Source organism: Sinorhizobium arboris LMG 14919, assembly GCF_000427465.1.
Lineage (GTDB): Bacteria > Pseudomonadota > Alphaproteobacteria > Rhizobiales > Rhizobiaceae > Sinorhizobium > Sinorhizobium arboris.
On sequence record NZ_ATYB01000009.1, the window covers coordinates 43446 to 68719 of the forward strand.

The window sequence follows — 25274 nt, forward strand, 5'->3', positions numbered from 1 at the left end:
GTTAGTCGCGCAACCGGCGATTGACGGTTCATCCATATTTTTTTGTTATTTAGTTTCAATCATATAAGGCAGAGCGGCGTCGTTCTTCTGCGCCTATCTCCGAAATTGGCACGCCTCTTGAAATGTATTTGGCACGAACCGATCAAGAGGTGCTGTCATGGTCAACAAGGCATTCTTCAAATCCTATCTCGGTAAACTGCTTCCGCGTGCGGACGCAGCGAACCATGAAGGCGCTCCGGCTTATCGCCTGACCGCCCGGGAAGCGCTGGCACAGTATGCCATAACCGGGACCTTCAACGGCACCTTCTACGCGGACGGCGCCGAGCAGCTCGAAGCGGTGAAAGCCCTCGCGCTCGAGGTCGAGCCGGAATTCCTGGCCAAGGTGGCGATCTATGCGGCCGAGAAGGGCTACATGAAGGACATGCCGGTGACTCTGCTGGCAATGCTTTCGAGCCTTCAGAGCGATGCTTTTGCCCGTGCGTTTCCGCGCGTGGTGAAAAGCGGCAAGATGCTGCGTGGCTTCGTTCAGGTCATGCGCTCCGGCGCCGCTGGACGCAAGTCGCTCGGCACGCGGCCGAAGAGGGCCGTGCAGGCGTGGCTCGAGCGCGCAAGCACAGAGCAGATCCTGCGCGCAATGGTCGGCAACGACCCTTCGCTCGCCGACGTGATCCGCATGGTCCATCCGAAGCCGTCCTCGGAGGAGCGCAAGGCGCTCTACGCCTGGGCGATTGGCAAGCCGTATGAGCATACGGCACTGCCGGATCTCGTGAAATCGCTGGAGGCATTCCGGCGCGATCAGCGAGGTCCGGTGCCGGATGTGCCGTTTCAGTTGCTGACGTCCCTGCCGCTCACCCGTGAGCACTGGGTCGAGATCGCCCGACAGGGCGGCTGGCAGATGCTGCGTCAGAACCTCAACACCTTTGCGCGCAACGGCGTGTTCGAGGTGAACGGGTTCGCGCAGGCTCTGGCGGCACGGCTCTCCGATCCCGCGGAAGTCCGCAGGGCGAAGGTCTTCCCCTATCAGCTGATGATAGCGTGGAGGATGGCCGACAGCCTGGTTCCGGATCTCGTAAGGAACGCTCTGCAGGAGGCGATGGATATCGCGATCGCCAACGTGCCGGCGATCGAGGGCCGTGTCGTGCTCTGCCCTGACGTATCCGGCTCCATGAGCTCGTCGGCGACTGGTTACCGAAAAGGGGCCACGTCTTCTGTGCGCTGCATCGATGTCGCCGGGCTGATGACTGCAGCCTTCCTGCAGCGCAACCCGAAGGCGCGGGTGCTTCCATTCGAGAGCGACGTGGTGCACATCGACCTCAATCGCCGGGATTCGGTGATGACCAATGCCGGCAAGCTGGCAGCGATCGGTGGTGGCGGAACCAATTGCTCCGCGCCACTGAGGAAGCTTGCCAGCGAGAAGGCGAAGGTCGATCTCGTGGTCTTCCTCTCGGACAACGAATCCTGGGTGGACGCACGCCGTGGCGGTCAGCCGACCGCCGTGATGACCGAGTGGGCGAGGATCAAGAGGGTCAATCCGGATGCAAAGCTGGTTTGCCTCGACATCCAGCCGCACGCCACGTCTCAGGCGCCCACGCGTGACGACGTGCTCAACATCGGCGGCTTCTCCGACGCCGTCTACGACGTGATTGCGGCCTTCGCGGCCAACAGGAAAGGAGCGGAAGCCTGGGTGGAAAGCATCGAAGCGATCGAGCTTTGACCCGAACGAAGCAATTCCTCGCGCCGCCCTGAACGGCGCGGGGGGCCGTGACGAATGCCGGATGAAACTACAGGCTGTTAACCCTCCAAGACGCGGGTTCGAATCCCGCCGGGCCCTCCATTATGGCCCGTAGCTCAGCGGATAGAGCAGGACGTTTCTCCAACTGTCGTCGTCACGGACGAATACATGGCGAATGCGTGAGAAACTCCATCGGTAGCCCTCAGGGTCGTGGGTTCGAAGCCCACCTTCCGCAAGGAAGAAGTGTTTCTCGCAACACTCGTCGCCATGGACGGGCAGCTTATGCCTGGAAAACGACGCTGGTGCTCCGCGAATGGAGTTGCAGGTTCGAAGCCTGTGCTGCCGTCATCTCCCGTCGTGGAGGAACGGCAGGAAGTTTTCCGGGCAAGGCTGTTTCAGGCAGCGGCGAATGCCGGACGGAACTACAGCCTCACCATCGGATGGTCTGGTTGGGTTCGACTCCCACCCTTGGCGGCGCTCTCTGGCACGAGCGGGGCCATCCGGTTTCGTCCACTCTCGTCGCCGCTGTGAATATCCCCGCATCGGGGAACCGAAAGGAACGGAATGCCCTGCGAATGCCGGCAGGACTACAGGGTAGAGCGGCCCGCCGAACACTCGGCGGGCAGGTCGGGTGTTCAATCCATCCCGTGTTCCGTTGGAACGCGTAGCTCAGTAAAGCGTCCTGCCAACTCTCGTCGCCGGGACGATGCGATGAAGAAACGAACGGAACAGAAGGACTGCAGACGCAGAAAAGAAAATGACCGAAGTAATAAGCGGACAGGACTTGATCGATGCTGGCATGAGCCAGGGCAAATGGTTTCGGGCGGCGCTCGAAGCAGCGAACAAGGCGTTGAACGACGGCGGCTCGATGGCCGACGCTCTGGCTGCTGCTCGCGCACACCAGCCCGCACCGACCCTGCCGCTGCGATCGGATAACGGCGTGACGATACACATGAACATCCGCGCCGAAAACGCCCATGAGCAGGACAACATCGAGAAGGTGAACGCCACCATGCGGGAGCTTGTCCGCACACCGGTCGTGCGGGCGGCGGCGATCATGCCGGACGCCTGCCCGTCAGGGCCGGTCGGCACGATTCCCGTCGGGGGTGTGGTCGCCTCGGAGGCCATTCATCCGGGAATGCATTCGGCCGACATCTGCTGCTCGATGGCGATTTCGGTCTTCCCGGACGCGTCGCCAAAGGCGCTGCTCGACGCCGTGCATACGGTGACCCATTTCGGTCCGGGCGGACGTCCGCGCGGCGCACAGATCAAGCCTTCCGAGGCGACGCTTGCGGCGTTCCAGCAGAATCCGCTTCTGAGGGAGATGGTGAGCGTCGGCATTGATCATTTTGCCACCCAGGGCGACGGGAATCACTTCGCCTATGTGGGGCAAATGAGATCGACCGGTGAGCCGGCGCTCGTCACCCATCATGGCTCGCGTGCGCCCGGCGCCCGGCTCTACGAGAGGGGCATGAAGATCGCCGACAGGTTTCGCCAGCAGCTTTCTCCTGAAACGCTGAGGGAAAATGCCTGGATACCGGCGGAGAGTGAAGAAGGGGAGATCTATTGGTCGGCCCTGCAGGCGGTCCGTCAGTGGACGAAGGAGAACCATTTCGCCATTCACGACATGGCGGCGGAGAAGCTTGTGGCAAAGATCGGTGACCGCTTCTGGAATGAACACAACTTCGTCTTCCGGAAATCCGACGGCCTCTTCTATCACGGCAAGGGCGCCACGCCCGCTTTCGATAATTGGGCCGGCGACGCGACCGATCTCACGATCATCCCGATGAATATGGCGGAGCCGATCCTGATCGTACGCGGATCGAACGCCGATAACGGACTTGGCTTCTCGCCTCATGGAGCCGGTCGGAATTTCTCGCGTACCGCGCACATCAGGCGTCTCCGCGAGGAATACGGCGCGGACGCGCGCGGTCTGAGCCCGAACAACATCGCGGCGATCATGGAGAAGGAGACGAAAGGTCTCGATGTGCGCTTCTATGCGGGTTCGCCCGACGTGTCGGAGCTTCCTAGCGCCTACAAGAACGCCGCCCACGTGAAGAAGCAGATCGAGCATTACGGTCTCGCCGAAGTCGTCGACGAGGTCATCCCGTATGGCTCCATCATGGCCGGCGACTGGCAGAGCAACGCTCCGTGGCGTCGCGGCAAACGTCGCGGATGATTGTCAGAAGGGCACCGCACTTGCTGGTGCGGTGCCCTTTCGACCTGGCTCAACACGGCAGTTCCCGTCCAGGAACGCTCCTCATCGGCAAGCGATCGGTTCTCGAGGTCAATCCAACCCGTCAATTCAGGCCGGCACGGGCAAGTCCCTCGATCAGGCGCGCCCGATCGTCGGCGCGGACGAAAGAAGATGTTGCTCCGACCGCGTCCCGTGAGATGTCAGGGACAAGCGACTTGAGCCGTCCGAGCAAGTCCGCGGCAGCCTCCTGGTTGTCCAGAAGCCCGGCACAGGCCGTGCCGATGACCAGCGGAACCGCGTGGCCGGACCGCAAGCGATGCGCCTCCCGTGCATAACTCAATCCAAGCTCGTAATTCGCCCCCTGGAAATAAGCCATGGCGTAGTAAAACTGAAAGTCGCCGAGAAAAGCCTCGCGCGGGCTCAGTCTGAGGGCGTGGTCGATGCAAGGAATGGCGTCCGCCGCGCGGCCCCCGTTGGCGTGCGCAAGTCCCAACTGACCGTGTGCAAACGCGGAGTTCGGGTTGATAGCGACAGCCTGGCTGATCGCTGCCATCGCCAGGACATTGTCACGCGTGGCAAAGGCTATCATCGCCTGCGCAAGGTAGGCCCACGGTTCTTTATCGTCCGCGGCAATGGCTTGTTGGACGGTATCCCTGGCAAGGGCCAGGGCGTACCCCATGTCCTCCCATCCCTGGAACGCGCGCCACACCGTAATCCAACCTTTCATGGCGAGCGCCTGGGCATAATCGGGAGCCAGTCCGATTGCCCGATCGAGCAGGGGGAGCATCTTTCGGCTGCTCTCCTCAGACAACTGGGAACACAGGAACACCGCCCGCACGACACATTCCCAGGCATCAAGGCCATGATGCGGCTTGGGGCTTTCGCGAGCATGCTCTGCCGCCAGCAGTTCCGGCCCGATGCGGCCGACGACGCTTGTGGTGATTTCGTCCTGAATGACGAAAATGTCGCCGAGGTCGCCGTCGTACCTCTCGGCCCAGAGATGGGCTTCGGAGGCCGCATCGATGAGCTGCGCGGTCACCCTCACGCGGTTGCCGGACTTGCGGACGCTCCCCTCGAGAACATAGCGGATCCCGAGTTCGCGCCCGACGGCGCGCACATCCACGGGCTTTCCCTTGTAGGTGAACATCGTGTTGCGGGCGATCACGAAGAAGCCCTTGAGCTTGGATAGCGCGGTGGTGATGTCCTCGGTGAGCCCATCGCTGAAGAAGTCCTGCTCCGGGTCGGCGCTCATGGCGCTGAACGGCAGTACGGCAATGGATGGTCGGTCCGGAAGTGCGGGCCTTGGCGATGCCGTTCGTGCGGTCGTCCCTCCCAGAAGCGGCCGGTACAGTCGCACCGGCCGCTCCATGTTCTTGAGCTGGCGTTCGCCGAGGTACTCATAGTCGCAATCAAGCTTGCCCTGGAGATGATCGTACGCCGTGCCGGAAATGCAAATGCCGCCTGGATCCGCCAAGGTCTGGAGGCGGGCCGCGATGTTGACGCCATCGCCGTAGAGATCCCCATCAACCTCGTGGATCACATCACCGAGATTGACGGCGATCCGGAAGATGATGCGTTGCTCCGTTGGGATATCGGCCTGGTTCTCGGCAACGCCCTTCTGGATGGCGACCGCGCATGCGACTGCATCGACGACCGAGCCGTACTCCACGAGCGCGCCGTCGCCCATCAGCTTGACGACACGGCCCTGATGCTCGGCAAGCAGCGGGTCGATCACCTCCCGGCGCAGAACCTTCAGGGCCGACAACGTCCCAGCCTCGTCATGTTCGACGAGGCGGGAATAGCCGACGACATCAGCGGCCAAGATCGCGGCCAGCCGCCGCTCCGCTCTTGCAGTTGCCATGGCTGTCTCTCCCTCAGGAGATCCGCCGGATGAAGCCCCAGGCGATTGACGCGACATGCACCATCCGGCTGCCCGACACCGCGACCGTGCTGGTTCATGTTACCACTGAGACGGCCATGTGGCGACGCTTCACGAGAGTGCCGAACAGAATCCGCGAAGCGGTCACTGCAAAGGATTGTTGCGGTCCATTGCAAGGACGGCGTCATTCGGAGGAAGGTCCGTTTTCGTGACTTCGAACCCACTGGCGCGCTGAATTTGCCGAAGCGGTTTCTTCCGTCGTTGGTGGTGGGAACAATCGCTCCGGCGGCGACGTGTCCTAACCTCAGGATGGGCCACGACCATGCCCCCAGCCGGCCTCGATGTCCGCAACCAAATATCTGCGGCCGGAAGCAGCCAATCCGCTCCCGGCCCCAGGCCGACTTTCGTCCCTCGCCTTGAACGGAATCGAACCATAGATACCGCAATTCGCATGCACCATTTCCGGCGCGCCGATAGGATATGGTTCAGCAGCCGCCGCCTATGCTAGTTACGCCAAGCGGAATCATAGCTCCATGCCTCACACGTTTGGATCCGGCCCCTGTCGGCGCACTTCACTTCAAGCGAGGTCAGGCCTGTGATCTTATAGGTACGGCGCGTGCCGCAGACCGCGCCCCCATTGGCGAATACCTCGACGACGCCGCGGTCAAAGAACAAGGTCAATCGTTCGAGCGTCAGCGGCGCTGAGCGGTACTTGATTTCACCATTATCCTCCGCCACGGCCAGCTCAAGCCGGCGGGCGCTGTGAACCAATCTAAAGCTCTCCCCGTCGCTGCCCCGCGCGATGATTAGAATTCCATCCAGATCGCCTGCCAAAGACAACTCGACGGGGCGCCCCGGTTCGCATGCGAATTGGCAAGGTGCAGTTAGCGGAAGAGTGCGGGCGCGCAGGCGCTGACAGCCCTTCTCCGGCATCATTGTCAAATTCCGTTGGGCGTCGAGGCCGAGCACGCGCGGGAGCGACAGCTCCCCGCTATAGGGCGAACCTCCTGGTTTGCGGAATTCCCAATTGAAGAGCCAGGCAAAAGCGATCTGGCGATCCTTTGCCACGAAGCTCTGCATCGCGTAAAAGTCGGTGCCGAAATCCAACTCCTGCAAAGCGGGAGTCGCGGGCATGAAGCGGTCGCCCTCGAACGTGCCGACCTGCGCGAAAAGCAGGTTATGACGGCCGGTTTCCGGCTCAGTGTATCCTACAAAGCCCATCACCAGGACATAATCACCATCGAGCTCGAAGAAATCCGGGCACTCCACGCAGCGTGCGCCGTGCCGGCGAAAATGCTCGGGAGCCCGATAAAGGACGGACAAGAATTTCCAGTCCTCGCCGTCCTCGGACCCATAGAGCAGGACGGCTGGATCACCATCGATCGCCGCGCCGAGCACCATCCGATATGTGCCGGAGGCCGCATCATACCAGACCTTGGGGTCACGGAAGTCGTGGGCGCTGCCGTCGGGACCGTTGACAAGCACCAGCTTGGTGGCATCCGGACGCAGGAGATCGGCCGATGGCAGCACTCGCTTCTGCACCTCCTTGTAGTCCTTGAACAGGTCATAGGCCGGCAGCCGTTCTGTGTAGTAGAAGCTGAGCTTGCCATCGGGGCCGACGAAGGCACTTCCCGAGAAAGCGCCGCCGGTGGCGCCCAGCGACCAAAGATTCTGTTCCGGATGCAGGAAGACCGGCAGATGGATCCAACGGTAGAGGTCATCGCTGACGGCATGGCCCCAGTGCATGGGTCCCCATTCGGATTCAACGGGGTGGAACTGGTAATACAGGTGATAGCGGCCGTCGACGAAACACAGACCGTTCGGATCGTTCATCCAGGCCTGAAACGGCGAGAATCTGAGCTGCGGGCGATTTGCATCGCTCTCGTACCACTCCGGCCAGGATGCCCTCGGTCGAGCGATTACGCGGCCATCGCGCAACTCCAGGAAAGTCACGCCTTTCTCAGCCACGTCGTCCGGGTTGAAGCTGTAAAGCAGTGGAATTTCAATGGCGCCATCGTCCCATTCTACCGTGAGCGGACCGGCCGCATAATGGGTATAGGAATAGAATTGAAAGTAGGGCGGCAGCCGCGCAATCCGGTAAACGACCCGATCGCCGGCACGCAGAACAAAGGCCTCGGCGTATTCTTCGGGAACTGATTTTCCAGGCTTTTGCCGAGCCCAGATCTCGAACCGCACGCCGTGCTCAGCATTCAATTGCACCCTGTTCTTCATTCGATGATCTCATTGAATAGTCACTGAATTTCGAGAGTCTTCGTTCAGTCTATATTGACACTTTGCCACTTTTCCCAGGAACTGGAGTACCCCTGAATGCATTCATTGTTTTGTCCATCTCAACCTGTTCGTCAGTTCCTGAATCCAGGACACTGTTTCGTGCTGACCCTCTTTGTATCAGTACCGTCGTTACTTCGAGCTCGTTCAAACTGCCAGTTGAAAGCAATGCGCCCACTTGCGTCGAAAAACAGGCACTGTTTGGCGCATCATTGATTTGCGATATTTCTGTTGTCGCCACGATGTGATTATTGGCTATGTAATTTCCGCTACCGGAAACCACATTGATTATGACAGGCTTTGCAGCGAGAGGTTTGATGTACCTAGCATCTATTGTTTCTGAAATATGGTTCGCAATTATCGAATTGTTGCTGCCGTCGATTTGCAAAAGTCCGAACAGATCATCCAAGCCGTTGTCGTACTTTTGCATCGGCGCCCATGGCTCTCGATCTCGCAAAAAGTGATTTGAGGAAACCAGATTTTCGCAACAGTTAGCAGCGAAAACCAGCATTCCGGGGTAAAACGAATGAAATCTATTCCCTGTGACCGAGGAACGCGCCACGCCGGAAAAGTAGACACTGCTCGCACCTCGAGGGAATACGTTGTTTGCGGATACTAGAATGCCCCCATAATTTTCGGCATAAATGGAATGTCCCCTATAACCGGCTCCGACAAAATTATTGGCTATTCTTGAGGCCTGCCCCATACCCTTCAATTCGATACAGTTTCCGCACTCCGCAATGAAATTGTTGTCTATCGCCAGCGCATCTGCATCATGAATAATAACTCCATGCTCCAGATAGATAAGACCCATCCCCGTTATTCGGCATGAGTCATTGGCGCTGGCTACATAGATGCCCGTTTTGCCATTCTTATATGTATTTTCTGCCTCACTTTGCCCCGAACCATCGTCAATGAAATGCAGGCCATCAATGCAAAAGTCAGCAAACTCCACAGAGCTTATCCGAGGATTTCCGGTGCGCTTAACATAAAAGGCGGCTCCAGCAGTCTCACTGTCGGCGGCCTCTGGAGAAATGTCCACAAGTATACGACTACCGCCGGGCCACACTTCGTGCCAGCGTGCCAGCTCGTTTGCGGGTGTGTTGAAACGAATGCTCGAAGACGTAAAACCGTGCCCGGAACCCACAATCTTCAGATAGCTCACGTCTATAACGACTTGAGTGGCAAGACGGTAATCGCCCGGCGGTATATAGATAACTGCTCCAGGTTTTCCGCCATCATTTAGATCGGAAACAGTTTGCCTGCTCTTGATGTCTGCAATGATGCTATTGATGACCGCTCCGATATCCTCATGGGGATCACCTATGGGATACTTTGTTACGTCGTAACAGTTTTCGCTAATCATTATTGATGTCTTCTCGGACATTTCTCACTCCAGACCGGTAGTAGACTGACGTTCTTGATTGGGTTGTTGCCTGCAAGCCGACCGGGGAGTGCGTTCAAGCAGCTTTCTGTTTAGGTTTGCAGTAAGATCTAGCCGGAGATCCGAAGGAGTCGCAGGCGATTGGTGGCGATAGAGGCTCGTCATCCTTGTTTCTCTCCTGGCGATACCATCACCAGATGCTGGTGCGGGTGTCCGGTTCAAAGAAGTGAAGTTGTTCGGCATCAACAGCGACACGCGCGATGTCACCTGCGCGTACTGTGCTCTTCGGAGAAAAACGGGCTACAGCAGCTTTTTCGTCGCCTATGTCGGCGACCGCGTCCGGGTCGCCGGCATCCACCCAAGGTGCGTCGATATCCAGATGCACCATGGAATCAGAACCTAGCACCTCAACAAGAGTGACCGGGGCCGAGATCTCGGCCGAAGACGGCCGGATTGCGGCGTCGTTCATGTGCTCGGGCCGGACACCGACAATGACCTGACGGTTAGATGCACCGTTGAGCGAGGGGCGGCATTCGAAGACCCGCTCGGGGATTTCGAAACTGTTGCTGCCCAGGGTCAGGGTCCTTCCATCCAGAACGGCCTCGTACAAGTTCATCGAGGGCGATCCGATAAAGGCGGCGACAAAGACATTGCCAGGGCGATTGTACAGGTTTTGCGGTGTGTCGATTTGCTGCAGCACGCCGCCTTTCATGACAGCTACGCGGTCACCCATCGTCATCGCCTCGACCTGGTCGTGTGTCACGTAAATCGTAGTGACATTCAGTTTCCTTTGAAGGCTGGCGATCTCGGCGCGCATCTGCATGCGCAGCTTGGCATCGAGGTTCGACAACGGTTCATCCATCAGGAAGGCCGCTGGTTTGCGCACGATCGCTCGTCCCATGGCGACACGCTGACGCTGGCCTCCGGAAAGGAGCGCCGGCCTACGGTCGAGCAAAGCCGTCAATTCGAGGGTGCGTGCGGCTTCGTCTACGCGGCTGGCAATTTCGGCCTTCGGCAACCCGGCCATCTGCAGGGGAAAGGCGATATTTTCGCGCACTGTCTTGTGGGGATAGAGCGCGTAGGACTGGAACACCATGGCGATATCGCGATCCTTGGGATCGACATCGTTGACTAACCTGCCACCGATCCTGAGTTCACCGCTGGTAACGCTCTCCAGGCCGGCGATCATCCTGAGCGCCGTCGACTTTCCACATCCTGACGGACCGACGAAAACCATGAACTCGCCATCCCTGATGTCGAAGCTCAGATCGTGCAGAGCGTGAAAGCTGTTTCCGTAGACCTTGTTGATATTGCGCAGCTCAATGGCGGACATGCTTCTGCCTCCCTCATCCCTTTACAGCGCCGAATGTCAGGCCGCCGACGATCTGCTTTTGAAGTGCGAGCGTTACGACGATGACGGGAAGCGAATAGAGCACCGCGGCTGCGGTCATCGCTCCCCAGGCAAGCCCGTAGACTGAATTGTATTCGGCGATGACGATCGGTGCCGTTTTCGTAGCCTCCGAAGTCAGCAGCAACGCGTAGAGAAACTCGTTCCAACTCGTGATGAAGGTGAAGAGCGCAGTCACTGCGATCCCGCCGATCATGACCGGAAGGATAATCTTCCGGAATGCCTGGAAACGTGTGCAGCCATCCATGCGTGCTGCTTCTTCGAGTTCCTTCGGCACGCCTTCGAAGAAGGCGGACATGAGCAACAGCGCCAGCGGGACGGCAGCCGAGGTGTGGGCGAGAACCAGACCCGGAATTGTATCGAGCAGTCCCAGAGACTTTAGTAGCTGGAACAGTGGCACACCGAGGGACACCGACGGCACCATGCGCGTGACCAGCGCAAACAGCAGGAACAGGGTGGTGATCCTGCGCCGGTACTGCGTTGCGACGTAGGCTGCGGGGACCGCCACCGCCAGCGACAGCAGGGTTGTCAGCACCGCCACCGTGAGCGAGCTTGCGAACGCCTTCGGCAGAGCCGACGATTGCAGTACTTCGCGAAAGTTTTCGAGCGAGACCACTGCAGGCAGGAAGCTCGGCGGAATCTGCTGGACATCCGCCGCCGGCTTGATCGAGGTCATGAGCAGGTAGACGTATGGCAGCGCATAGGACAGAACGAGCACGAGGGCTGCCGCGTTGACGAGGATGCCATTGATATTGAAGCGGCGTGCCCTACGCATGAGCCGGCCTCCATATCTTCCAATATGCCGCGGCGGCGAGAAGCATCATGACGATCAGGAACAGGGTCCCGGACGCCGATGCCTCGCCGAGATCGCCGAACCGAACCATGCGCTGATAGATGTTCATCGAGAACACTTCAGATGCGTGATTGGGACCCCCTTGCGTCTGTATCCAGATGAGGTCGAAGGTCTTGGCCGCATCCACAGCGCGGACGATGACAATGACGGCGATAACCGGACGCATCAGCGGCAAGGTGACATGCCAAAACCGCTTGAACGCATTCGCGCCATCGATCCGGGCAGCTTCGAGCAAGTCTCTCGGAATGTTCGTCAATCCGGCGTAGGACACGAGCGCGACAAAGGAGGTCGTCAGCCAGATATCGGCGAAGGAAACGGAATAGATGACGATGTCCTCGTCGGACAGCCAGGCGATCGCATCGGGGTCTGTGATAATACCCAGATGGACGAGCCCATAATTGAGAATGCCAATGTTGCCGACGAGCAGGAAGCGCCACAACAGACCGGCGACGATCGGCGGCACCATCAGCGGCAGCGTGAAGACCGTGCGGTGCCAGCGCGATCGGCCAGGAAGCGCCGAAAACAGGAGAGCGGCGCAGAAGCCGAAGGCAAACTCGAAGAACAGCGCAAAGACCGAATATTGAAACGTTCTCATTGCGCTTTCGGCGACACGCTTGGAGGTTAGCGCGTCGATATAGTTCTTGAGCCCGACCCACTCCCTTATGTGGGGGGTGATGGTGTCGACCTTGAAAAAGGAATCGAACACCAGGAGCCCCACCGGGTATGCGACCAGCAGCCCTAGGATGGCGAGCGCCGGCGCAAGCATGCAGAGCACAAATCGGTCTTCACCCGACATGGCTGTCTCCGAAAGCTGATGATAGGCGGAGGATTCTCTCCTCCGCCGACGATGCGGATATAGAGTTAGTCGAGGATGTCCTCGATCGTTTCCCTGGCATCGGCCAGGACCTTGCCGACATCCGCTTTGCAGGCCAGGGCCTGCTGCACGGCGGGAAGGACAGCTTCATCGACGATTTCCTGGTATTTCTCATTCATCGGCCGCCCCTGGGTCGCCGGCGCACTCAAGGTCTCAAGCAGCGGCGTGAAATGCTCATATCCCGGCTTGCCGGAATAGCTGCGATAGGCGGAGTTCGTCGCGGCGAGGCCGAGCGGCGCTTCGATGCCCAATGCATTGTTGGCGATCGCAAAGGCTATGAATTTCTTGGCCAGGTCCTTGTGCTGCGACGTCGAAGGAACAACATTGTACCACGGCCCCGGAATGGCGGCGATTCCGGCATCGCCCGCCAGCATCGGTGCAACGCCGACCTTTCCGCTGACCTTGGAATCCGCAGGCGTCATCTTGTAGGCGTGGGCCCAGAATTTCATCATGGCCGTCTTGCCTTGATAGAACAGGTTCTGAGCCTCGCCCCAACCGATCTCATTCACGTTCGCCGGCACCGATTGATCGGTGCAGCGCGGGGCGATGTAGAATTCGAGCGCCTTTTTATGCGCTTCGTTATCGATGATAACTTTGCCATCCTTGTCGAGGATCACACCGGGCGAGCCCGCCTGAAGCACATGTGCCATCCACTCTTCGGAAAAGGTGCCGATGGTATCGGTGCCCCAGAAGTCGGTTTTGCCGTCGCCATCCGTGTCGCGGGTGAAGAACTTTGCCATGTCGCGCCATTGCTGCCAGGTCTTCGGCGGAGCAAGGGGATAGCCATACTTCTCTCGGAACGCCTTCTGCTCCTCCGGTTTTTCAAAGAGGTCCTTCCGATAAAAAACGATCTCCGCATTCGCCCAGGCGGGCATTCCGATCATTTTGCCGCCAACCTGAGAGTCGGCGAGCAAAGCTGGCGGCAGATCCTTGCGAACCGCGTCGGTGAAAAGCGGTGAGAGATCCTCGACATGGCCCGCGAATTTGGCGTTCCAGACAACATCGATCGTAACAACATCGAACGCCGATGAACCGGAGGCGATCTCGGCCGAGAATTTGTCGAATACGCCCTGGTAGGGAACGACCGTGAACTTCACCTCGACGCCGGTCTCGGCGGTGAACTTCTCGGCCACGGCCTTCTGCAGCATCTCGCCGCCGCCCTCGACCAGGATATTGATGGTTTCGGCGTTCGCCGGCGCCGCCATGAAGATGAGCGCAAGCGCGCTGGCTGAAAGCAAATCCTTCATGGAATCCTCCTCCCTTACAGCGAGGCTCTCACTCCAGCCTCCGATAAAGGCAACCATAATTGGGGCATGACGACGTTGTCAATGCACATTGTCGACGTTGTCATGAAAAATGTCGACGTTGTCATCTCCTTGGTGTACTACTGCTTTCGGAGAGAGAGGATTCCGATATGGTCAGCATCGTCAGTGTCGCTAAAGCGGCAGGGGTATCGAACAAGACCGTGTCCCGGGTAATCAACGGCGAACCGCATGTGACCGAGGACACGCGTGAAAGAGTGGAAAAGGCCATTCGGGATCTCGGCTACATTCCCAACATGGCCGCGCGCCAAATACGCTCAAGCCGCTCCAACACGTTCGGGATCATCACCGACTATGTTTCCACGACTCCCTATTCGGTGGATATCGTGCGCGGAATCCAGGATTGGGCCAACACGCACGGAAAAAGCATCCTGATGGCAAACTCCGGCGGGTTACCCGAAAGGGAGGCGGAAATCTGGAAGATGTTCCGGTCCCACCGTATCGACGGGGTGCTCTATGTGACCATGTACCACCGCGTCGTGGATCCCGAGGCCGGGGATGTGAGCATACCGACAGTAATGATCAACTGCCGGCCGCAGACGGGCGAACTCTTGCCATCCATCGAGCCTGACGACTTTCAGGGCGCCCGGGACCTCACCCGATATTTGCTTGAACGGGGACATCGCAGGATCGGCTATATCAGGCTCAACCCGATTCTGCTCGGCGCCCAACTGCGCCTCGATGCCTTCCGCCGCACCGCGAAGGAATTCGGCCTCGCGGAGAGCGACCTCTCCATTCGTCTTGGAATGGAAGGCCCGGTCGGAGCGGAGGAGAATTATGTGTTTGCGGCAGCGTCCGAAATTTTGCAGCAAAAGGATCGTCCAACCGCGATCATGAGCGGCAATGATGAAATGGCGATCCAGATCTATATTGCAGCTTTGACGTTAGGACTAAGAATCCCGCAGGACGTCAGCATTGTCGGTTTTGACGATTTCAGAACGGTATCGTTGGCGCTCAAGCCCGAACTGACCACCGCGGCATTGCCGTACTATGATCTCGGTTTTCAGGGTGCCGAGTGGTTGAACAGCGTCATTTCTGAAGAAAAGGTGCGCGCGAGTCGTCGCGTCATCTCGTGCAAACTTGTCGAGCGTACATCCGTGTGTGCTCTGTAAAACTGCCAACTTTCTGCTCGCCCAGTCTCAGGTCCGCCGTCGCCTCGACGCGACGGTCGCGCCGTGCCAGCCGCAGATAGTCCTTGTAGGCAAGCAGCACAGTCCTCGGGCGGCCATTCTTGGCGATGATCACCGGCTCGCGCAGGGCGGCATCCTGGCGGAACAGCTCGATGCCATCCTGCCGTTCGACCGCCGCGACGAGCGCGCCGCGCTGCTGACCGCCGACGACGTCGCCACACTCAAACACCTGGCGCAGCAGGGCATGGGCGAAAACACGCGGCGGGCATCCGGCTGATCGTCTGAGCCGTGCGGAACGGGATACCGACTCGGAGACCCCTATGGATGTGGCGCGATCAGCGACAGCGTCGGAAAGTAGGTGCGATAGCGTCCGATATCGCGGGTCAGCAGCGGAAACTGGCTAACTGCGGCATGCGCGCCGATGAAAAAGTCAGATAGGACACCAGTCCTTGATCCTCCTGCCCGGCGATATTGCGTGAAAGCTTTTCCTGCAAGGAAAAGCGCGGCTCGAGGAATTGGCGTCATCTCCAGTCCAGCCTCCTCGAGAAATACTTCAAGATCCTCAACGCGATCGTATCTGACCGACAGCTCCGCGTAGACCAAATCGTTGATCAGCAAAGGCCCGTTCAGACTCGCCGCTTCGAGCTGAGCAATCGCCCAATCTGCCCAATTGTCGTCGTTGGTGACAACGTCCAAGAGGACGTTGGTGTCGATGAATGTCATGCTTCGCCACGGGTCAGGGCCATGATGGAGTCGGTATCGAGTCCTTTACCGGCATGACCCCGCAACTTCGCAAAGCGGCTCGCCGGCGGCTTTTTGTCTGCACGCGTCAGCACGACGGTGCCGTCGGCAGCACGGCGAAAGTCAACTTTGCTTCCGGGAACGATGCCCAATAAATCGCGCACTGGCTTCGGAATCGTCACTTGCCCCTTGGCGGTAACTGTCGTTGCCATCTGCCTTCCTCGGTAATACCAGACACATGAAAGGTATTACCTCATGCAGGCGATTTCAAGCAGGCCGGGGAACGCCGAGCCGCCTCAATGGTGGTAACCGCCCGCTTTCCGCATCATAGACGACTCTACGTTCGAGGCTCGATTGGCTGCCAAATGCTCATTCTGCGGGTCTCCGGCATTAAGAAGATGGCGAGCGCGAAGCACACTGCAGGAACGACGATTGGGTAGATCAGCGCGTACCCGATGCTACCCGTCGCTGCGAAAGCCGCCGAGGTGATGAACGGCACCAATCCGCCGCCCCAGCCGTTTCCGATGTGATACGGCACTGACACCGACGTGTATCGAATCCTTCCGGGAAAATACTCCGCCAGAAACGCCCCAACCGGCCCGTAGACCATGCCGACATAGCAGACGAGGATGAAGATGATGAAGATCGCGATTGGATAGTTGATGTTGTCGGGTTGCGTGACCGCACCGAGCCACGAATACAGCGGGTAATAGGTGAGCGCGGCGAGCAGCATTCCTCCCAGGATCACTGGCTTGCGGCCGATAATATCGGAAAGCCAGCCAAACAGGATCAGGCTCGGCGTTGCAAGAAGCAGTGCCGCTCCGACGATATAGGCCGAGTTCAGCGGATCCACTTTGGAGACCTGCTGCAGAAAGTACAGCGCCCAGAATTGTCCGCTGTACCAGACCACCCCCTGCCCGATGAGCACGATGGTGGCGATGCCAACATATTTGATGTTGGAGCTGAGGAACGCTTCCCTCCAGGGATTTTGGGTCATCTGCCCCTTGGCCTTGATCTCCTGGAAGATTGGTGTCTCCTGGAGCTGGAGCCGGATGTAGATTGCGATGCCTACCAGCAGGAACGACACCAGGAACGGAACGCGCCACGCCCATGCGTCGAAAGCTTCGCTGCCGAAATAGGTTCGCGCCGCGATGATCACCGCCAGCGACACCACGATTCCGAGAGTCGGAGAAGTCTGGAGCCAGCCTGTGTAGTAGCCGCGGCGTTCATCGGGAACGTGCTCGGCGACGTAGGTGATGGCGCCGCCATACTCGCCGCCCAAGCACAAGCCCTGGATCATCCGCAAGCTGAAGAGGAGGAACGCAGCCGTCAGACCGATCGACTCGTAGGTCGGGATTAAACCGATCGCACCGGTGCCCAATCCCATTCCTGACAGCGTAATCAGGAACGTGTATTTGCGGCCGACCCGATCGCCCATCCAGCCGAAGAGGAAAGCGCCCAGTGGGCGGATCAGGAATCCTGCCGTGAAGAGCGCAATCGTACTCAACAGCGCCGCAACCGGGTGTGATTGCTCGAAGAACTTGACCGACAGAACCGCAGCCAGGCTCCCGAAGATATAGAAATCATACCATTCGATGATGTTTCCCACCGATGCCGCAACGATCACACGGCGGAAATCCGTCGGGACTTGAATGGCCATGTTGCTTCCTCCCGTTTCAAGACATGGCTCCCTGCAATTTCCAATAGTTTTACCACAAAAATAGCTTGGCCAAAATTGAGTATTGCTCCGGAACCGACAGATCTCTGGTAGTAAGGGCTGGCAGAAAAACCTCTCGTTCGCGGGAATTGCGAGTTGTTACTTCATCGTAAGGATGCCCCGCGCGCATCGGCGGACGAAGAAGCGGACTGCCGCTTTGGTGACGTCGTGGACGGGAAAGGGCTGAAAGCCCTTGCCGATCACGGCAGTCGAGCCCGTTCAAGCTGCGTTCATGCAAAACGGGCTAAACTATTGAAAGACAAGACGGTGGCGGCCGCCTGACAGAAGCTGGCAGGCGCTCCAACTATGCCCGGGAACCGGAAAGGCCGGAGTAGATTCAAATACCGGACGTGGCATGACGCCCGCCTCCCAGGGAGTTGAAAAACGTGAAACGCACCCTTTTGAAAATTGCCGCGAGCGGTATGCTCTTGCTTGCTCCGGCGATCGCTCAGGCAGCAGAGGGCTTCGCGACGGCGAACGTCAATATGCGCGCCGGCCCAAGCACGGCATATCCGGCGATTACCGTAATACCGGCCGGCGAATCCATCGAGATCTACGGCTGTCTTGCCGACGTGCCATGGTGCGACGTGGAGTTCTACGACGGCCGTGGCTGGGTGCATGGCCGGTACATCCAGGCACTTTATCAACAGCGCCGGGTATATGTCGGTCCTCAATATTATCGCCGGCTCGGTATTCCTGTCGTCGTCTTCAGCTTCGGCAGCTATTGGGATCGTCACTACCGCGACCGTGATTTCTATCGCGACCGCGATCGCTGGCGCCGCGGGCCGGACTTCTATCGCAGCCCGGATCGCCGTGCGGAACCTGACCGCCCGCCCAGCCGCAGGCCTGGCTTCGAGCCGAGGCCAGCTCCGCGCCCGGATTTTGACCGGAGATTGGAGCGGAGGCCCGATTCCAGTCGCAGTCCTGAAAGACGCCGGGACTTCGACGATCGTCCGGATCTCCTTCCGGACGTCGAGCGCGTGCCCAACCGCAGGCCCGATGTCGATCGGCGGCCGGACTCCGATCGTGATCTACGCAATGATCGCGATCGCAGCCGCCGGAACTTCGAACGCGGGGGCGATGACGGCAATCGCGTCATCCGCCGCGGCGACGACGATCGCAGCCGGAACGGTGGTGACAGCGACCGCCGCAGGCCGCAGCGGCGGGTCTGCCAGCCGGGCGATCCGGATTGCCCGAACTAGTGGTGGTCGGCGACGAGGAATTGATCCTCAGGGGCCACGGTGTCCGGTAAGACGACGACGCGTATCGGACTCCGCGGCCGCCGGACCAACGACATGGCCCTGCCGAAAGACAGGCAGAGCGCCAAAGGACACAACCAGCCGGCTGCAGGGCGACTGAACGGCCCGGGCCGCCGTCATGCCGAAGTGCCTTGGGTTCTCGACACCGAGATTCACCATACCTGAAAGACGAGGAGCCCGGCACACCGTCGCGCGCCTTCTTTCGCAGAAGTCTCGCCGCTCGCTAAACCGCCCCGGGGTTCCAGCCGCGCCCTCTGCTGCCAAACATTTCGTATCCGTCCTTGGTGACGGCGAGCGTATCCTCGAGCTTGATGAAACCGCGCTCCGGGTGAAGCATCGTCGTCTCGACGGAAACGACCATTCCTGCCTCCAGGGGTCGATCCGCATCTACGCCTTCATAGGCGACGGGGTGGTTGGTCATCAGGAACGGCGCTTCGTGGCTGATGAGACCCATGCCGTGGCAGAAGAAGTCGGTAAAGGCGGCGGACGGCGAGCTTTTCAAAACCTCTTCCGCCGAGGCGATCATCTCACTGCCCGTTGCCCCGGCCCTGATCCTGGCAAAGGCCGCCTGCTGGACCGAATCGACTTCAGCCAGCAGGTCCTCGAGCTCCGCATCGGGCTCGCCGAGCACGCCCATCCGGCAAAGGTCACCGATATAGCCCTGGTAGTTGCCGCCGGAATCAATCGAAAGCACCTCACCCTTCGCCCATGCCTGCGGCGAGGCCGCACGGTTGTGACTGGCACCCAGCGTCAGCAGGCAATACTCGAAATGCAGCCCACGATTGGTTTCTTCTCGCCTGAGCCGTTCAATGATCTCGCCCTTGGTGGATCCCTCGCGTGCAGCCGCGATGGTGGCTAGCATTGAATCGGTGATCAGTTCGGAGGCAACCTTGAGCTTCTCCAGCTCCTGCGGTGTCTTGATCGAACGCAGCCGCTCGAGCGTGTGCGTCGCGTCCACGAAACGCGCAGCTTCAAGGCGAGAAGCCAAGAGATCCCGCGCATCGGCGGGCAGGAAGGGCGGTTCGATGCCGATCCGAGCACCCGCCTTACCGATCTTCCTCAGGTGCTCGACCGCAAGAGCTGCTGCGTCGAGTGTACCCCAGGTCGCCGTATGAACGGCGGGTGTCCAGAAAGGGTTGTTCTGGTGTTCTCCCCCTTCCATGCGGTTGCCGATATACGCCGAGTGATCGGGAGAGCCCTTCTCATAAACGACGATCGGCAGATAACGGCTGTGGCCAATAGCATCCATCGCGGCGAAGAAGATGAACCTGTAGCCGCCCAGCAGGTACTGCGTGTTGTGCTTGGATGTGGCGAGCAGAACGTCAATGCCCGCCTCCTCCATGAGCTTGTCGAGTTTCGCCGCATCGAAGGGCGGCCCCGCCGCCCGCATTTGTGTTGGGCTGATATCCACGGAATTTCTCCCACAAAGCCGTTGTCGTGCGCCCTCAGGTACCGGGCGGGATCAGACGGAAATCAGGCAGATCCCGAAGCGCACGCTCGGGGCCGGCCGGTGAGTAGACCACGAAAAGCTGCATCGGGCCGGGGCCCGTGTTTCTCGTCGAGTGGAAGCGGCTTTCCGGTACATAGATAGTGCAGCCGGGCCCAACCCTCTGCGTCACCGGATCCCCGTTCTCGTCCTCCACCATCTGCTCGCCCTCTCCCGAGATGACGAAAATGATCTCTTCCGCGCCCGGATGATTGTGACGCGCATGCCCCTCCCCACTCGGCAAATCGACCACACCACCCGAGAAGCGTTCGGCTCCGTTCACCTCCGGTGCGACCGTCAGCGCAAGCCGGCCCCAGTCGAAGCCGAAGCTGTCGACATCCTCCGCGTAGAGAAAATATTTGTCCTTTGCCATGCCGCGGCCTCCTCCGCATCCTGCTCGCTTCAGACCACCGTACTGGTGGCAAGCGCCTTGAACTCTTCCGTCTGCTTGCGGATCGCCACCTCCGCAGGCAGGCGTTCCATGGAACTTGCGCCATAAAAACCATTGCAGCTTGGGCAACGATCCAGGATGTACCGTGCATCCTCCGGCATCGAAATCGGTCCCCCGTGGCAGAGCACGATGACGTCTGTGCGTACCGAGCGCGCGGCCGCCGCTATCGCGTCGATTTCGCTCACGCAATCGTCGAGCGAGATCGCGGAGGTGGCGCCGATCGCGCCTCCCGTGGTAACGCCCATATGAGCGACGACGATGTCCGCACCCGCCTTCGTCATCGCGATCGCTTCTTCCCGGTTGAAGACATAGGGTGTCGTCAGCAGGTCGAGCCGGTGGGCCTCGGCGACCATTTCCACCTCGAGGTCATAGCCCATTCCGGTCTCCTCGAAACTCCGCCGCATCCGTCCATCGAAGAGGCCGATGGTGGGGAAATTCTGCACGCCGGAAAAGCCCATGGCCTTCAGTTCCGCGAGAAACTGGGGCATGAAAACGAATGGATCGGTGCCATTGACACCGGCGAGTACCGGTGTCGCCTTCACGACCGGCAGCACCTCCAGGGCCATTTCCTTCACGATCTCATTGGCATTTCCATAGGCGAGCAGACCGGCCGCCGAGCCGCGGCCCGCCATGCGGTAGCGGCCGGAGTTATAGATGATGATCAGGTCGATGCCCCCCGCCTCTTCGGCCTTGGCCGAAATCCCCGTTCCCGCCCCACCTCCGATGATCGGCTTGCCGGCGGCGATCATGCCATGGAACTTTTCAAGAATGAACTTGCGGGGGATAAGTGGCATCGGTGTCTCTTTCAGGGGTTGGCGATGTTTCGGTAGGCGGCGACTGCGGCCTCGGCAAACTGCGGATCGTTGATGTGGAGCGGAAGGCGCTCGATGCGGCGCCGGTCATTTCTATCGACGGTGGCTTCCAATGCCTCGAAGAGCGCCGCATCCGCCGCAGGATCGAAGAAGGCGCCGCCCTCGACATCGAGCGCCGACACGCCGCGCTCCGGGATCAGGAACCGGAGAGGACCGTTGCAGCGGTTCAGCTTTGCGCCAATCCACCTTCCGATCGCGGCGCATTCCTCCGGAGTCGTGCGCATGAGCGTGACGTTTGGATTGTGGCGGTACAAGAGCCGGTCGGAATATCGCTCAGGCACCGTCTCGGGCGCCCAGAAATTGACCATATCCAAAGCCCCGACGGAGCCGACATAGGGCAGATCGGTGCGCGCAATTGCGCCGAAACGGTCCTCCGTCGCCGGCAGCACGCCGCCGAAGAGAAGATCGCACACCTCCGTCGTGGTGATGTCGAGCACCCCCGACAGAAGCCCGGTGTCCGCAAGCTTCTCCATCGCTCGTCCGCCGGTGCCTGTGGCGTGGAAAACCAAACAGTCATGGTCAACCCTCAGCCGTTCAACGATTGCAGTCACACAGGGCGTCGTCACGCCGAACATGGTCAGGCCGAGAGCGGGCTTCGAGGCCGTTTCCTCCGCCGGCCGGTTCGCCATGGCGGTAATCGCTTCGGCCGCGTTTTTCAGGATCACGCGGCTCACGCGGTTGAGCCCGGCCATGTCGGTAACCGACGGCATCATGATGATGTCGGAGACGTCGACATAGGGTGCCACGTCGCCGGACGCGAGCGTCGAGACCATGACCTTCGGCAGTCCGAGCGGGAGCCTGCGCATGCCGGCGGTGATGATCGACGTCCCGCCCCCGCCACCGATGCCCACCACGCCTGCGACGTCTTCGCGTTCGGGAAGAAAGCGCGCGAAGGCCTCGCCCATCGCGGCGACCGCCATTCCTCGGTCGTCGCCGGAAAACACCGCGGCGGCACCGTCCGGATGGGCGGCAGCCACTGTCTCGGCGGGAATGTCGACCGTAATGGCGGGACGACGTGTGCCGACATCGACCAGAACAGGCCGGCCGCCCGCTGCCTCGACGCAGGAGGCAAGATAAACGAGTTCCTCCCCCTTCGTGTCGGCCGTCCCGACGACGTAGATGTGCTTCATCTCTCCTCCCCGGCGACCCCTGGCCCTCCTCTGCCTTGAAAAGCCGCCCCATGCCGGCCGTTTGCCGGCACTTGCAAAATTATGAGATGCGCGTATCGTAAAGATATGGATGTCTCACGTCAACAGAGCGAATCCTCCGCACGCGCCGAACGCGGTCCCCGGGCCCGCACACGCAAACTCATGCTGGATACCGCCACACGATTGATGCAGTCGGGTATAACGCCCTCGGTGAGTGAGGTCGCGGAAGCCGCCGAAGTTTCGCGCGCGACTGCCTACCGATATTTTCCGAGCCAGGCGGCGCTGGTTCATGCGGTGGTGCACGAGGCGCTCGGTCCGATTCTCGACTGGCGATCCGAAGCGCCCGATGCGCTCACCCGCGTCGGCGATCTGCTCGCAACCGCCATGCCGCGCATCGATGAGTTCGAGGCGACTTTCAAGGCTGCGCTGAAGCTCTCGCTCGACCAGTGGGCCCAGCGCCAGGCCGGCACGCTCGGTAACGAACCACAGCTCACGCGAGGGCACCGCGTCGAACTCCTTCGACAAGTCACCGTGCCGCTCGAGGGCAAGGTGTCCGATGAGGCGCGCGAGCAGCTGGCTCAGGCGCTCTCGCTTGTTTTCGGTGTGGAAGTGCTGGTCGTGCTCAAGGACATTTGGGGCCTCTCGGCCGAACGCGCGCAATCCGTTGCAGAATGGGCGGCGGCAGCCTTGGTCGAGGCCGCGGTGCGGGAGGCGCAAACAGCGGCATGATCTTGCGCACTCTCGCCGCGCATGGGAAACTGGTTTGACCACTTGGAGGAAGGGCGTGTGCGACGGCTTGTGGACAAGCTCGCCCTGCTTGAAATGCGGGTGGAGCATGCGAGGGTAAAAATCGGCGACAAGCCGGCATTGCCGCGGTGGACTGCGGCAGATGGCGGCGAAACAGTGACCTTGACCCTCGTTGGATTTGGTACTACCAGATTGGTGCTGCATTCCTTCGGGCTTGATATCTGTCCCAGTTGCAAGGGTCGAGGAGGACCCGCCGCAGAAGCGCCAATCAGGAGGATTTGACAGACGGACCGCCGTGGTAAGGCGGGCGGGATACACAAAGGGGAGGAAGTGTCATGCGCAAGACAGTGGCCGGCCTGTTGGCTGGTATCAGCTTTATGTTCGCCTGCGGGACGTCCGCGCAATCGCAAGAGCTGACGATTTTCTGGGCCGAATGGGACCCGGCCAACTATCTCCAGGAGCTTGTAAACGAATACGAGGCCGAGACCGGCGTGAAGATCACGGTCGAGACGACTCCTTGGGCGGACTTTCAGACGAAGGCCTTTACCGAATTCAACGCCAAGGGCTCGGCCTATGACATGGTCGTCGGCGACTCGCAATGGATCGGCGCCGCATCGGAGGCCGGCCACTACGTCGATCTCACCGAGTTCTTCAACCAGCACAAGCTGAACGAGGTGATGGCTCCCGCCACGGTGAAGTACTACTCGGAGTATCCTGCGAACTCCGGCAAATACTGGTCGATCCCTGCCGAGGGCGACGCTGTCGGGTGGTCATACCGCAAGGATTGGTTCGAGGACCCGAAGGAGATGGAAGCCTTCAAGGCGAAGTATGGCTATGATCTCGCTCCGCCGAAGGACTGGAAGCAGTTGCGCGACGTCGCCGAGTTCTTCCATCGTCCGGACCAGAAGCGCTACGGCATCGCGATCTACACCGACAACTCCTATGACGGCCTCGTTATGGGCGTAGAGAATGCCATCTTCTCTTTCGGTGGAGAACTCGGAGACTACAGCACATACAAGGTCGACGGGATCATCAACTCGGAGAAGAACGTCAAGGCTCTGGAAGCCTACCGCGAGCTTTACGGCTTCACCCCTCCAGGCTGGGCCAAGTCCTTCTTCGTCGAGAACAACCAGGCGATCACCGAAAATCTGGCGGCGATGAGCATGAACTACTTCGCCTTCTTCCCGGCGCTGGTCAATGAAGCATCAAACCCGAACGCGAAGGTGACGGGCTTCTTTGCCAACCCGGCCGGCCCGGATGGCGACCAGTATGCCGCTCTCGGCGGCCAGGGCATCTCCATCGTCTCCTATTCGGAAAACAAGGAAGAGGCGATGAAATTCCTTGAGTGGTTCGTCAAGGACGAGACACAGAAGCGCTGGGCCGAGCTCGGCGGTTACACGGCAAGCGCCAAGGTGTTGGAGTCCGAAGAGTTCCAGAATGCGACGCCCTATAACAAGGCCTTCTACGAGACCATGTTCAAAGTGAAGGACTTCTGGGCAACGCCCGAATATGCCGAGCTGCTGATCCAGATGAACCAACGCATTTATCCCTATGTGACGGCCGGCCAGGGTACGGCAAAGGAGGCGCTCGACGCTCTCGCCAACGACTGGAACGCGACCTTCAAGAAGTACGGCCGCCAATAACGCTAAGACACTGCGGGAGGGTGCCCGGCTCCCTCCCGTTCTTCAACTTGGCACCGGACAGGGCTCGCGCCGGACGTGGCGACGCGCTCAGGCAATACGCAGATGGCGCGAGCGCGCCCTGCGTCGGGCTCTGGGAGGAGGA

General features: G+C 59.9%; 22 protein-coding genes and 1 pseudogene. 8 read left to right on the forward strand and 15 right to left on the reverse strand.

Annotated elements, in window-relative coordinates; all coding sequences use genetic code 11:
• Positions 1-157 precede the first annotated feature (157 nt).
• Together SINAR_RS0108015 and SINAR_RS0108020 are read left to right on the forward strand one after the other, a co-directional pair.
• The gene (locus SINAR_RS0108015) at positions 158-1714 is read left to right on the forward strand and encodes an RNA-binding protein (RefSeq protein ID WP_027998617.1); all 1557 of its coding nucleotides are present in this window, start codon (positions 158-160) and stop codon (positions 1712-1714) included.
• Between the two features lie 775 nt (positions 1715-2489).
• Entirely contained in the window at positions 2490-3911 is a 1422-nt protein-coding gene (locus SINAR_RS0108020; protein WP_033057193.1) for an RtcB family protein, read from the forward strand.
• 121 nt (positions 3912-4032) lie between these two features.
• On the opposite strand, the gene SINAR_RS0108025 is transcribed toward SINAR_RS0108020, so the two are convergent.
• The 7 genes from SINAR_RS0108025 to SINAR_RS0108055 all read right to left on the reverse strand — a co-directional run bounded on the left by SINAR_RS0108025 (position 4033) and on the right by SINAR_RS0108055 (position 13863).
• Positions 4033-5790 carry an adenylate/guanylate cyclase domain-containing protein gene (locus SINAR_RS0108025; protein WP_027998619.1) on the reverse strand — a complete coding sequence of 586 codons (1758 nt, stop codon included), beginning with the start codon at positions 5788-5790 and terminating at the stop codon, positions 4033-4035.
• 522 nt (positions 5791-6312) lie between these two features.
• On the reverse strand, positions 6313-8040 hold the full coding sequence (locus SINAR_RS0108030) for a GH32 C-terminal domain-containing protein (protein ID WP_027998620.1): 1728 nt from the start codon (positions 8038-8040) through the stop codon (positions 6313-6315).
• A gap of 49 nt (positions 8041-8089) precedes the next feature.
• Complete coding sequence (locus tag SINAR_RS0108035; protein WP_027998621.1) at positions 8090-9463, reverse strand: NosD domain-containing protein; 1374 nt, start codon at positions 9461-9463, stop codon at positions 8090-8092.
• A gap of 208 nt (positions 9464-9671) precedes the next feature.
• The gene (locus SINAR_RS0108040) at positions 9672-10814 is read right to left on the reverse strand and encodes an ABC transporter ATP-binding protein (protein ID WP_027998622.1); all 1143 of its coding nucleotides are present in this window, start codon (positions 10812-10814) and stop codon (positions 9672-9674) included.
• Between the two features lie 13 nt (positions 10815-10827).
• Positions 10828-11664: a carbohydrate ABC transporter permease gene (locus SINAR_RS0108045; RefSeq protein ID WP_027998623.1), complete on the reverse strand. Its 837-nt coding sequence runs from the start codon at positions 11662-11664 to the stop codon at positions 10828-10830.
• A complete protein-coding gene (locus SINAR_RS0108050; RefSeq protein ID WP_027998624.1) occupies positions 11657-12538 on the reverse strand; it encodes a carbohydrate ABC transporter permease in 882 nt (293 codons plus the stop codon). Before SINAR_RS0108050 ends, SINAR_RS0108045 begins: the two co-directional genes overlap by 8 nt.
• A 65-nt stretch (positions 12539-12603) precedes the next feature.
• Positions 12604-13863: an ABC transporter substrate-binding protein gene (locus tag SINAR_RS0108055; RefSeq protein WP_027998625.1), complete on the reverse strand. Its 1260-nt coding sequence runs from the start codon at positions 13861-13863 to the stop codon at positions 12604-12606.
• A gap of 167 nt (positions 13864-14030) precedes the next feature.
• On the opposite strand from SINAR_RS0108055, the gene SINAR_RS0108060 reads away from it, so the two are divergent.
• On the forward strand, positions 14031-15050 hold the full coding sequence (locus SINAR_RS0108060) for a LacI family DNA-binding transcriptional regulator (RefSeq protein WP_027998626.1): 1020 nt from the start codon (positions 14031-14033) through the stop codon (positions 15048-15050).
• Here the strand turns inward: SINAR_RS0108060 and SINAR_RS1000000137700 are convergent.
• The gene (locus SINAR_RS1000000137700; RefSeq protein WP_084617284.1) at positions 15004-15222 is read right to left on the reverse strand and encodes a type II toxin-antitoxin system Phd/YefM family antitoxin; all 219 of its coding nucleotides are present in this window, start codon (positions 15220-15222) and stop codon (positions 15004-15006) included. The genes SINAR_RS0108060 and SINAR_RS1000000137700 overlap by 47 nt on opposite strands.
• Between SINAR_RS1000000137700 and SINAR_RS1000000135145 the strand changes: the two are divergent.
• Positions 15166-15336, forward strand: a pseudogene (locus SINAR_RS1000000135145) (integrase); the annotation flags it as partial. The gene SINAR_RS1000000137700 and the pseudogene SINAR_RS1000000135145 overlap by 57 nt on opposite strands.
• 50 nt (positions 15337-15386) lie before the next feature.
• Here SINAR_RS1000000135145 and SINAR_RS0108070 read toward each other — a convergent pair.
• The 3 genes from SINAR_RS0108070 to SINAR_RS0108080 form a co-directional block, all read right to left on the reverse strand.
• Positions 15387-15791, reverse strand: coding sequence for a type II toxin-antitoxin system VapC family toxin (locus tag SINAR_RS0108070; RefSeq protein WP_027998628.1), 405 nt, complete (start codon positions 15789-15791; stop codon positions 15387-15389).
• Positions 15788-16021: an AbrB/MazE/SpoVT family DNA-binding domain-containing protein gene (locus SINAR_RS0108075; RefSeq protein WP_027998629.1), complete on the reverse strand. Its 234-nt coding sequence runs from the start codon at positions 16019-16021 to the stop codon at positions 15788-15790. The genes SINAR_RS0108070 and SINAR_RS0108075 overlap by 4 nt, the downstream gene beginning before the upstream one ends.
• 125 nt (positions 16022-16146) lie before the next feature.
• Positions 16147-17469 carry an MFS transporter gene (locus SINAR_RS0108080; protein WP_027998630.1) on the reverse strand — a complete coding sequence of 441 codons (1323 nt, stop codon included), beginning with the start codon at positions 17467-17469 and terminating at the stop codon, positions 16147-16149.
• Between the two features lie 443 nt (positions 17470-17912).
• Here SINAR_RS0108080 and SINAR_RS0108090 point away from each other — a divergent pair, with 443 nt between their 5' ends.
• Together SINAR_RS0108090 and SINAR_RS01000000133150 are read left to right on the forward strand one after the other, a co-directional pair.
• A complete protein-coding gene (locus SINAR_RS0108090; protein ID WP_027998631.1) occupies positions 17913-18728 on the forward strand; it encodes an SH3 domain-containing protein in 816 nt (271 codons plus the stop codon).
• Between the two features lie 39 nt (positions 18729-18767).
• Positions 18768-18950: a hypothetical protein gene (locus SINAR_RS01000000133150; protein ID WP_033057195.1), complete on the forward strand. Its 183-nt coding sequence runs from the start codon at positions 18768-18770 to the stop codon at positions 18948-18950.
• A 58-nt stretch (positions 18951-19008) separates the two neighbouring features.
• Here the strand turns inward: SINAR_RS01000000133150 and SINAR_RS0108095 are convergent, their stop codons facing one another.
• Genes SINAR_RS0108095 through SINAR_RS0108110 form a run of 4 tightly spaced genes read right to left on the reverse strand, consistent with a single transcriptional unit; the run spans position 19009 to position 22724 of the window.
• Positions 19009-20196 (reverse strand): M24 family metallopeptidase, encoded by a 1188-nt coding sequence (locus tag SINAR_RS0108095; protein WP_027998632.1) that lies wholly within the window; start codon positions 20194-20196, stop codon positions 19009-19011.
• Positions 20197-20230: 34 nt separating this feature from the next.
• Positions 20231-20644, reverse strand: coding sequence for a cupin domain-containing protein (locus tag SINAR_RS0108100; protein ID WP_027998633.1), 414 nt, complete (start codon positions 20642-20644; stop codon positions 20231-20233).
• A gap of 29 nt (positions 20645-20673) precedes the next feature.
• Positions 20674-21516: a phosphoenolpyruvate hydrolase family protein gene (locus SINAR_RS0108105; protein ID WP_027998634.1), complete on the reverse strand. Its 843-nt coding sequence runs from the start codon at positions 21514-21516 to the stop codon at positions 20674-20676.
• Between the two features lie 11 nt (positions 21517-21527).
• Positions 21528-22724, reverse strand: a complete 1197-nt coding sequence (locus SINAR_RS0108110) for a Tm-1-like ATP-binding domain-containing protein (protein ID WP_027998635.1) — start codon at positions 22722-22724, stop codon at positions 21528-21530.
• 105 nt (positions 22725-22829) lie between these two features.
• Here SINAR_RS0108110 and SINAR_RS0108115 point away from each other — a divergent pair, with 105 nt between their 5' ends.
• Both SINAR_RS0108115 and SINAR_RS0108120 read left to right on the forward strand, forming a co-directional pair.
• Positions 22830-23471, forward strand: coding sequence for a TetR/AcrR family transcriptional regulator (locus SINAR_RS0108115; RefSeq protein WP_027998636.1), 642 nt, complete (start codon positions 22830-22832; stop codon positions 23469-23471).
• 353 nt (positions 23472-23824) lie between these two features.
• A complete protein-coding gene (locus SINAR_RS0108120; RefSeq protein ID WP_027998637.1) occupies positions 23825-25132 on the forward strand; it encodes an ABC transporter substrate-binding protein in 1308 nt (435 codons plus the stop codon).
• Positions 25133-25274 lie beyond the last annotated feature (142 nt).

Coding starts and splice junctions, on each gene's coding strand:
- SINAR_RS0108050 (WP_027998624.1), bottom strand. CDS start 12,538: ATGTCGGGTGAAGACCGATTTGTGCTCTGCATGCTTGCGCCGGCGCTC.
- SINAR_RS0108115 (WP_027998636.1), top strand. CDS start 22,830: ATGGATGTCTCACGTCAACAGAGCGAATCCTCCGCACGCGCCGAACGC.
- SINAR_RS0108080 (WP_027998630.1), bottom strand. CDS start 17,469: ATGGCCATTCAAGTCCCGACGGATTTCCGCCGTGTGATCGTTGCGGCA.
- SINAR_RS0108045 (WP_027998623.1), bottom strand. CDS start 11,664: ATGCGTAGGGCACGCCGCTTCAATATCAATGGCATCCTCGTCAACGCG.
- SINAR_RS0108120 (WP_027998637.1), top strand. CDS start 23,825: ATGCGCAAGACAGTGGCCGGCCTGTTGGCTGGTATCAGCTTTATGTTC.
- SINAR_RS0108030 (WP_027998620.1), bottom strand. CDS start 8,040: ATGAAGAACAGGGTGCAATTGAATGCTGAGCACGGCGTGCGGTTCGAG.
- SINAR_RS0108105 (WP_027998634.1), bottom strand. CDS start 21,516: ATGCCACTTATCCCCCGCAAGTTCATTCTTGAAAAGTTCCATGGCATG.
- SINAR_RS0108025 (WP_027998619.1), bottom strand. CDS start 5,790: ATGGCAACTGCAAGAGCGGAGCGGCGGCTGGCCGCGATCTTGGCCGCT.
- SINAR_RS0108035 (WP_027998621.1), bottom strand. CDS start 9,463: ATGATTAGCGAAAACTGTTACGACGTAACAAAGTATCCCATAGGTGAT.
- SINAR_RS0108070 (WP_027998628.1), bottom strand. CDS start 15,791: ATGACATTCATCGACACCAACGTCCTCTTGGACGTTGTCACCAACGAC.
- SINAR_RS0108040 (WP_027998622.1), bottom strand. CDS start 10,814: ATGTCCGCCATTGAGCTGCGCAATATCAACAAGGTCTACGGAAACAGC.
- SINAR_RS0108055 (WP_027998625.1), bottom strand. CDS start 13,863: ATGAAGGATTTGCTTTCAGCCAGCGCGCTTGCGCTCATCTTCATGGCG.
- SINAR_RS0108100 (WP_027998633.1), bottom strand. CDS start 20,644: ATGGCAAAGGACAAATATTTTCTCTACGCGGAGGATGTCGACAGCTTC.
- SINAR_RS0108110 (WP_027998635.1), bottom strand. CDS start 22,724: ATGAAGCACATCTACGTCGTCGGGACGGCCGACACGAAGGGGGAGGAA.
- SINAR_RS0108075 (WP_027998629.1), bottom strand. CDS start 16,021: ATGGCAACGACAGTTACCGCCAAGGGGCAAGTGACGATTCCGAAGCCA.
- SINAR_RS0108015 (WP_027998617.1), top strand. CDS start 158: ATGGTCAACAAGGCATTCTTCAAATCCTATCTCGGTAAACTGCTTCCG.
- SINAR_RS0108060 (WP_027998626.1), top strand. CDS start 14,031: ATGGTCAGCATCGTCAGTGTCGCTAAAGCGGCAGGGGTATCGAACAAG.
- SINAR_RS0108020 (WP_033057193.1), top strand. CDS start 2,490: ATGACCGAAGTAATAAGCGGACAGGACTTGATCGATGCTGGCATGAGC.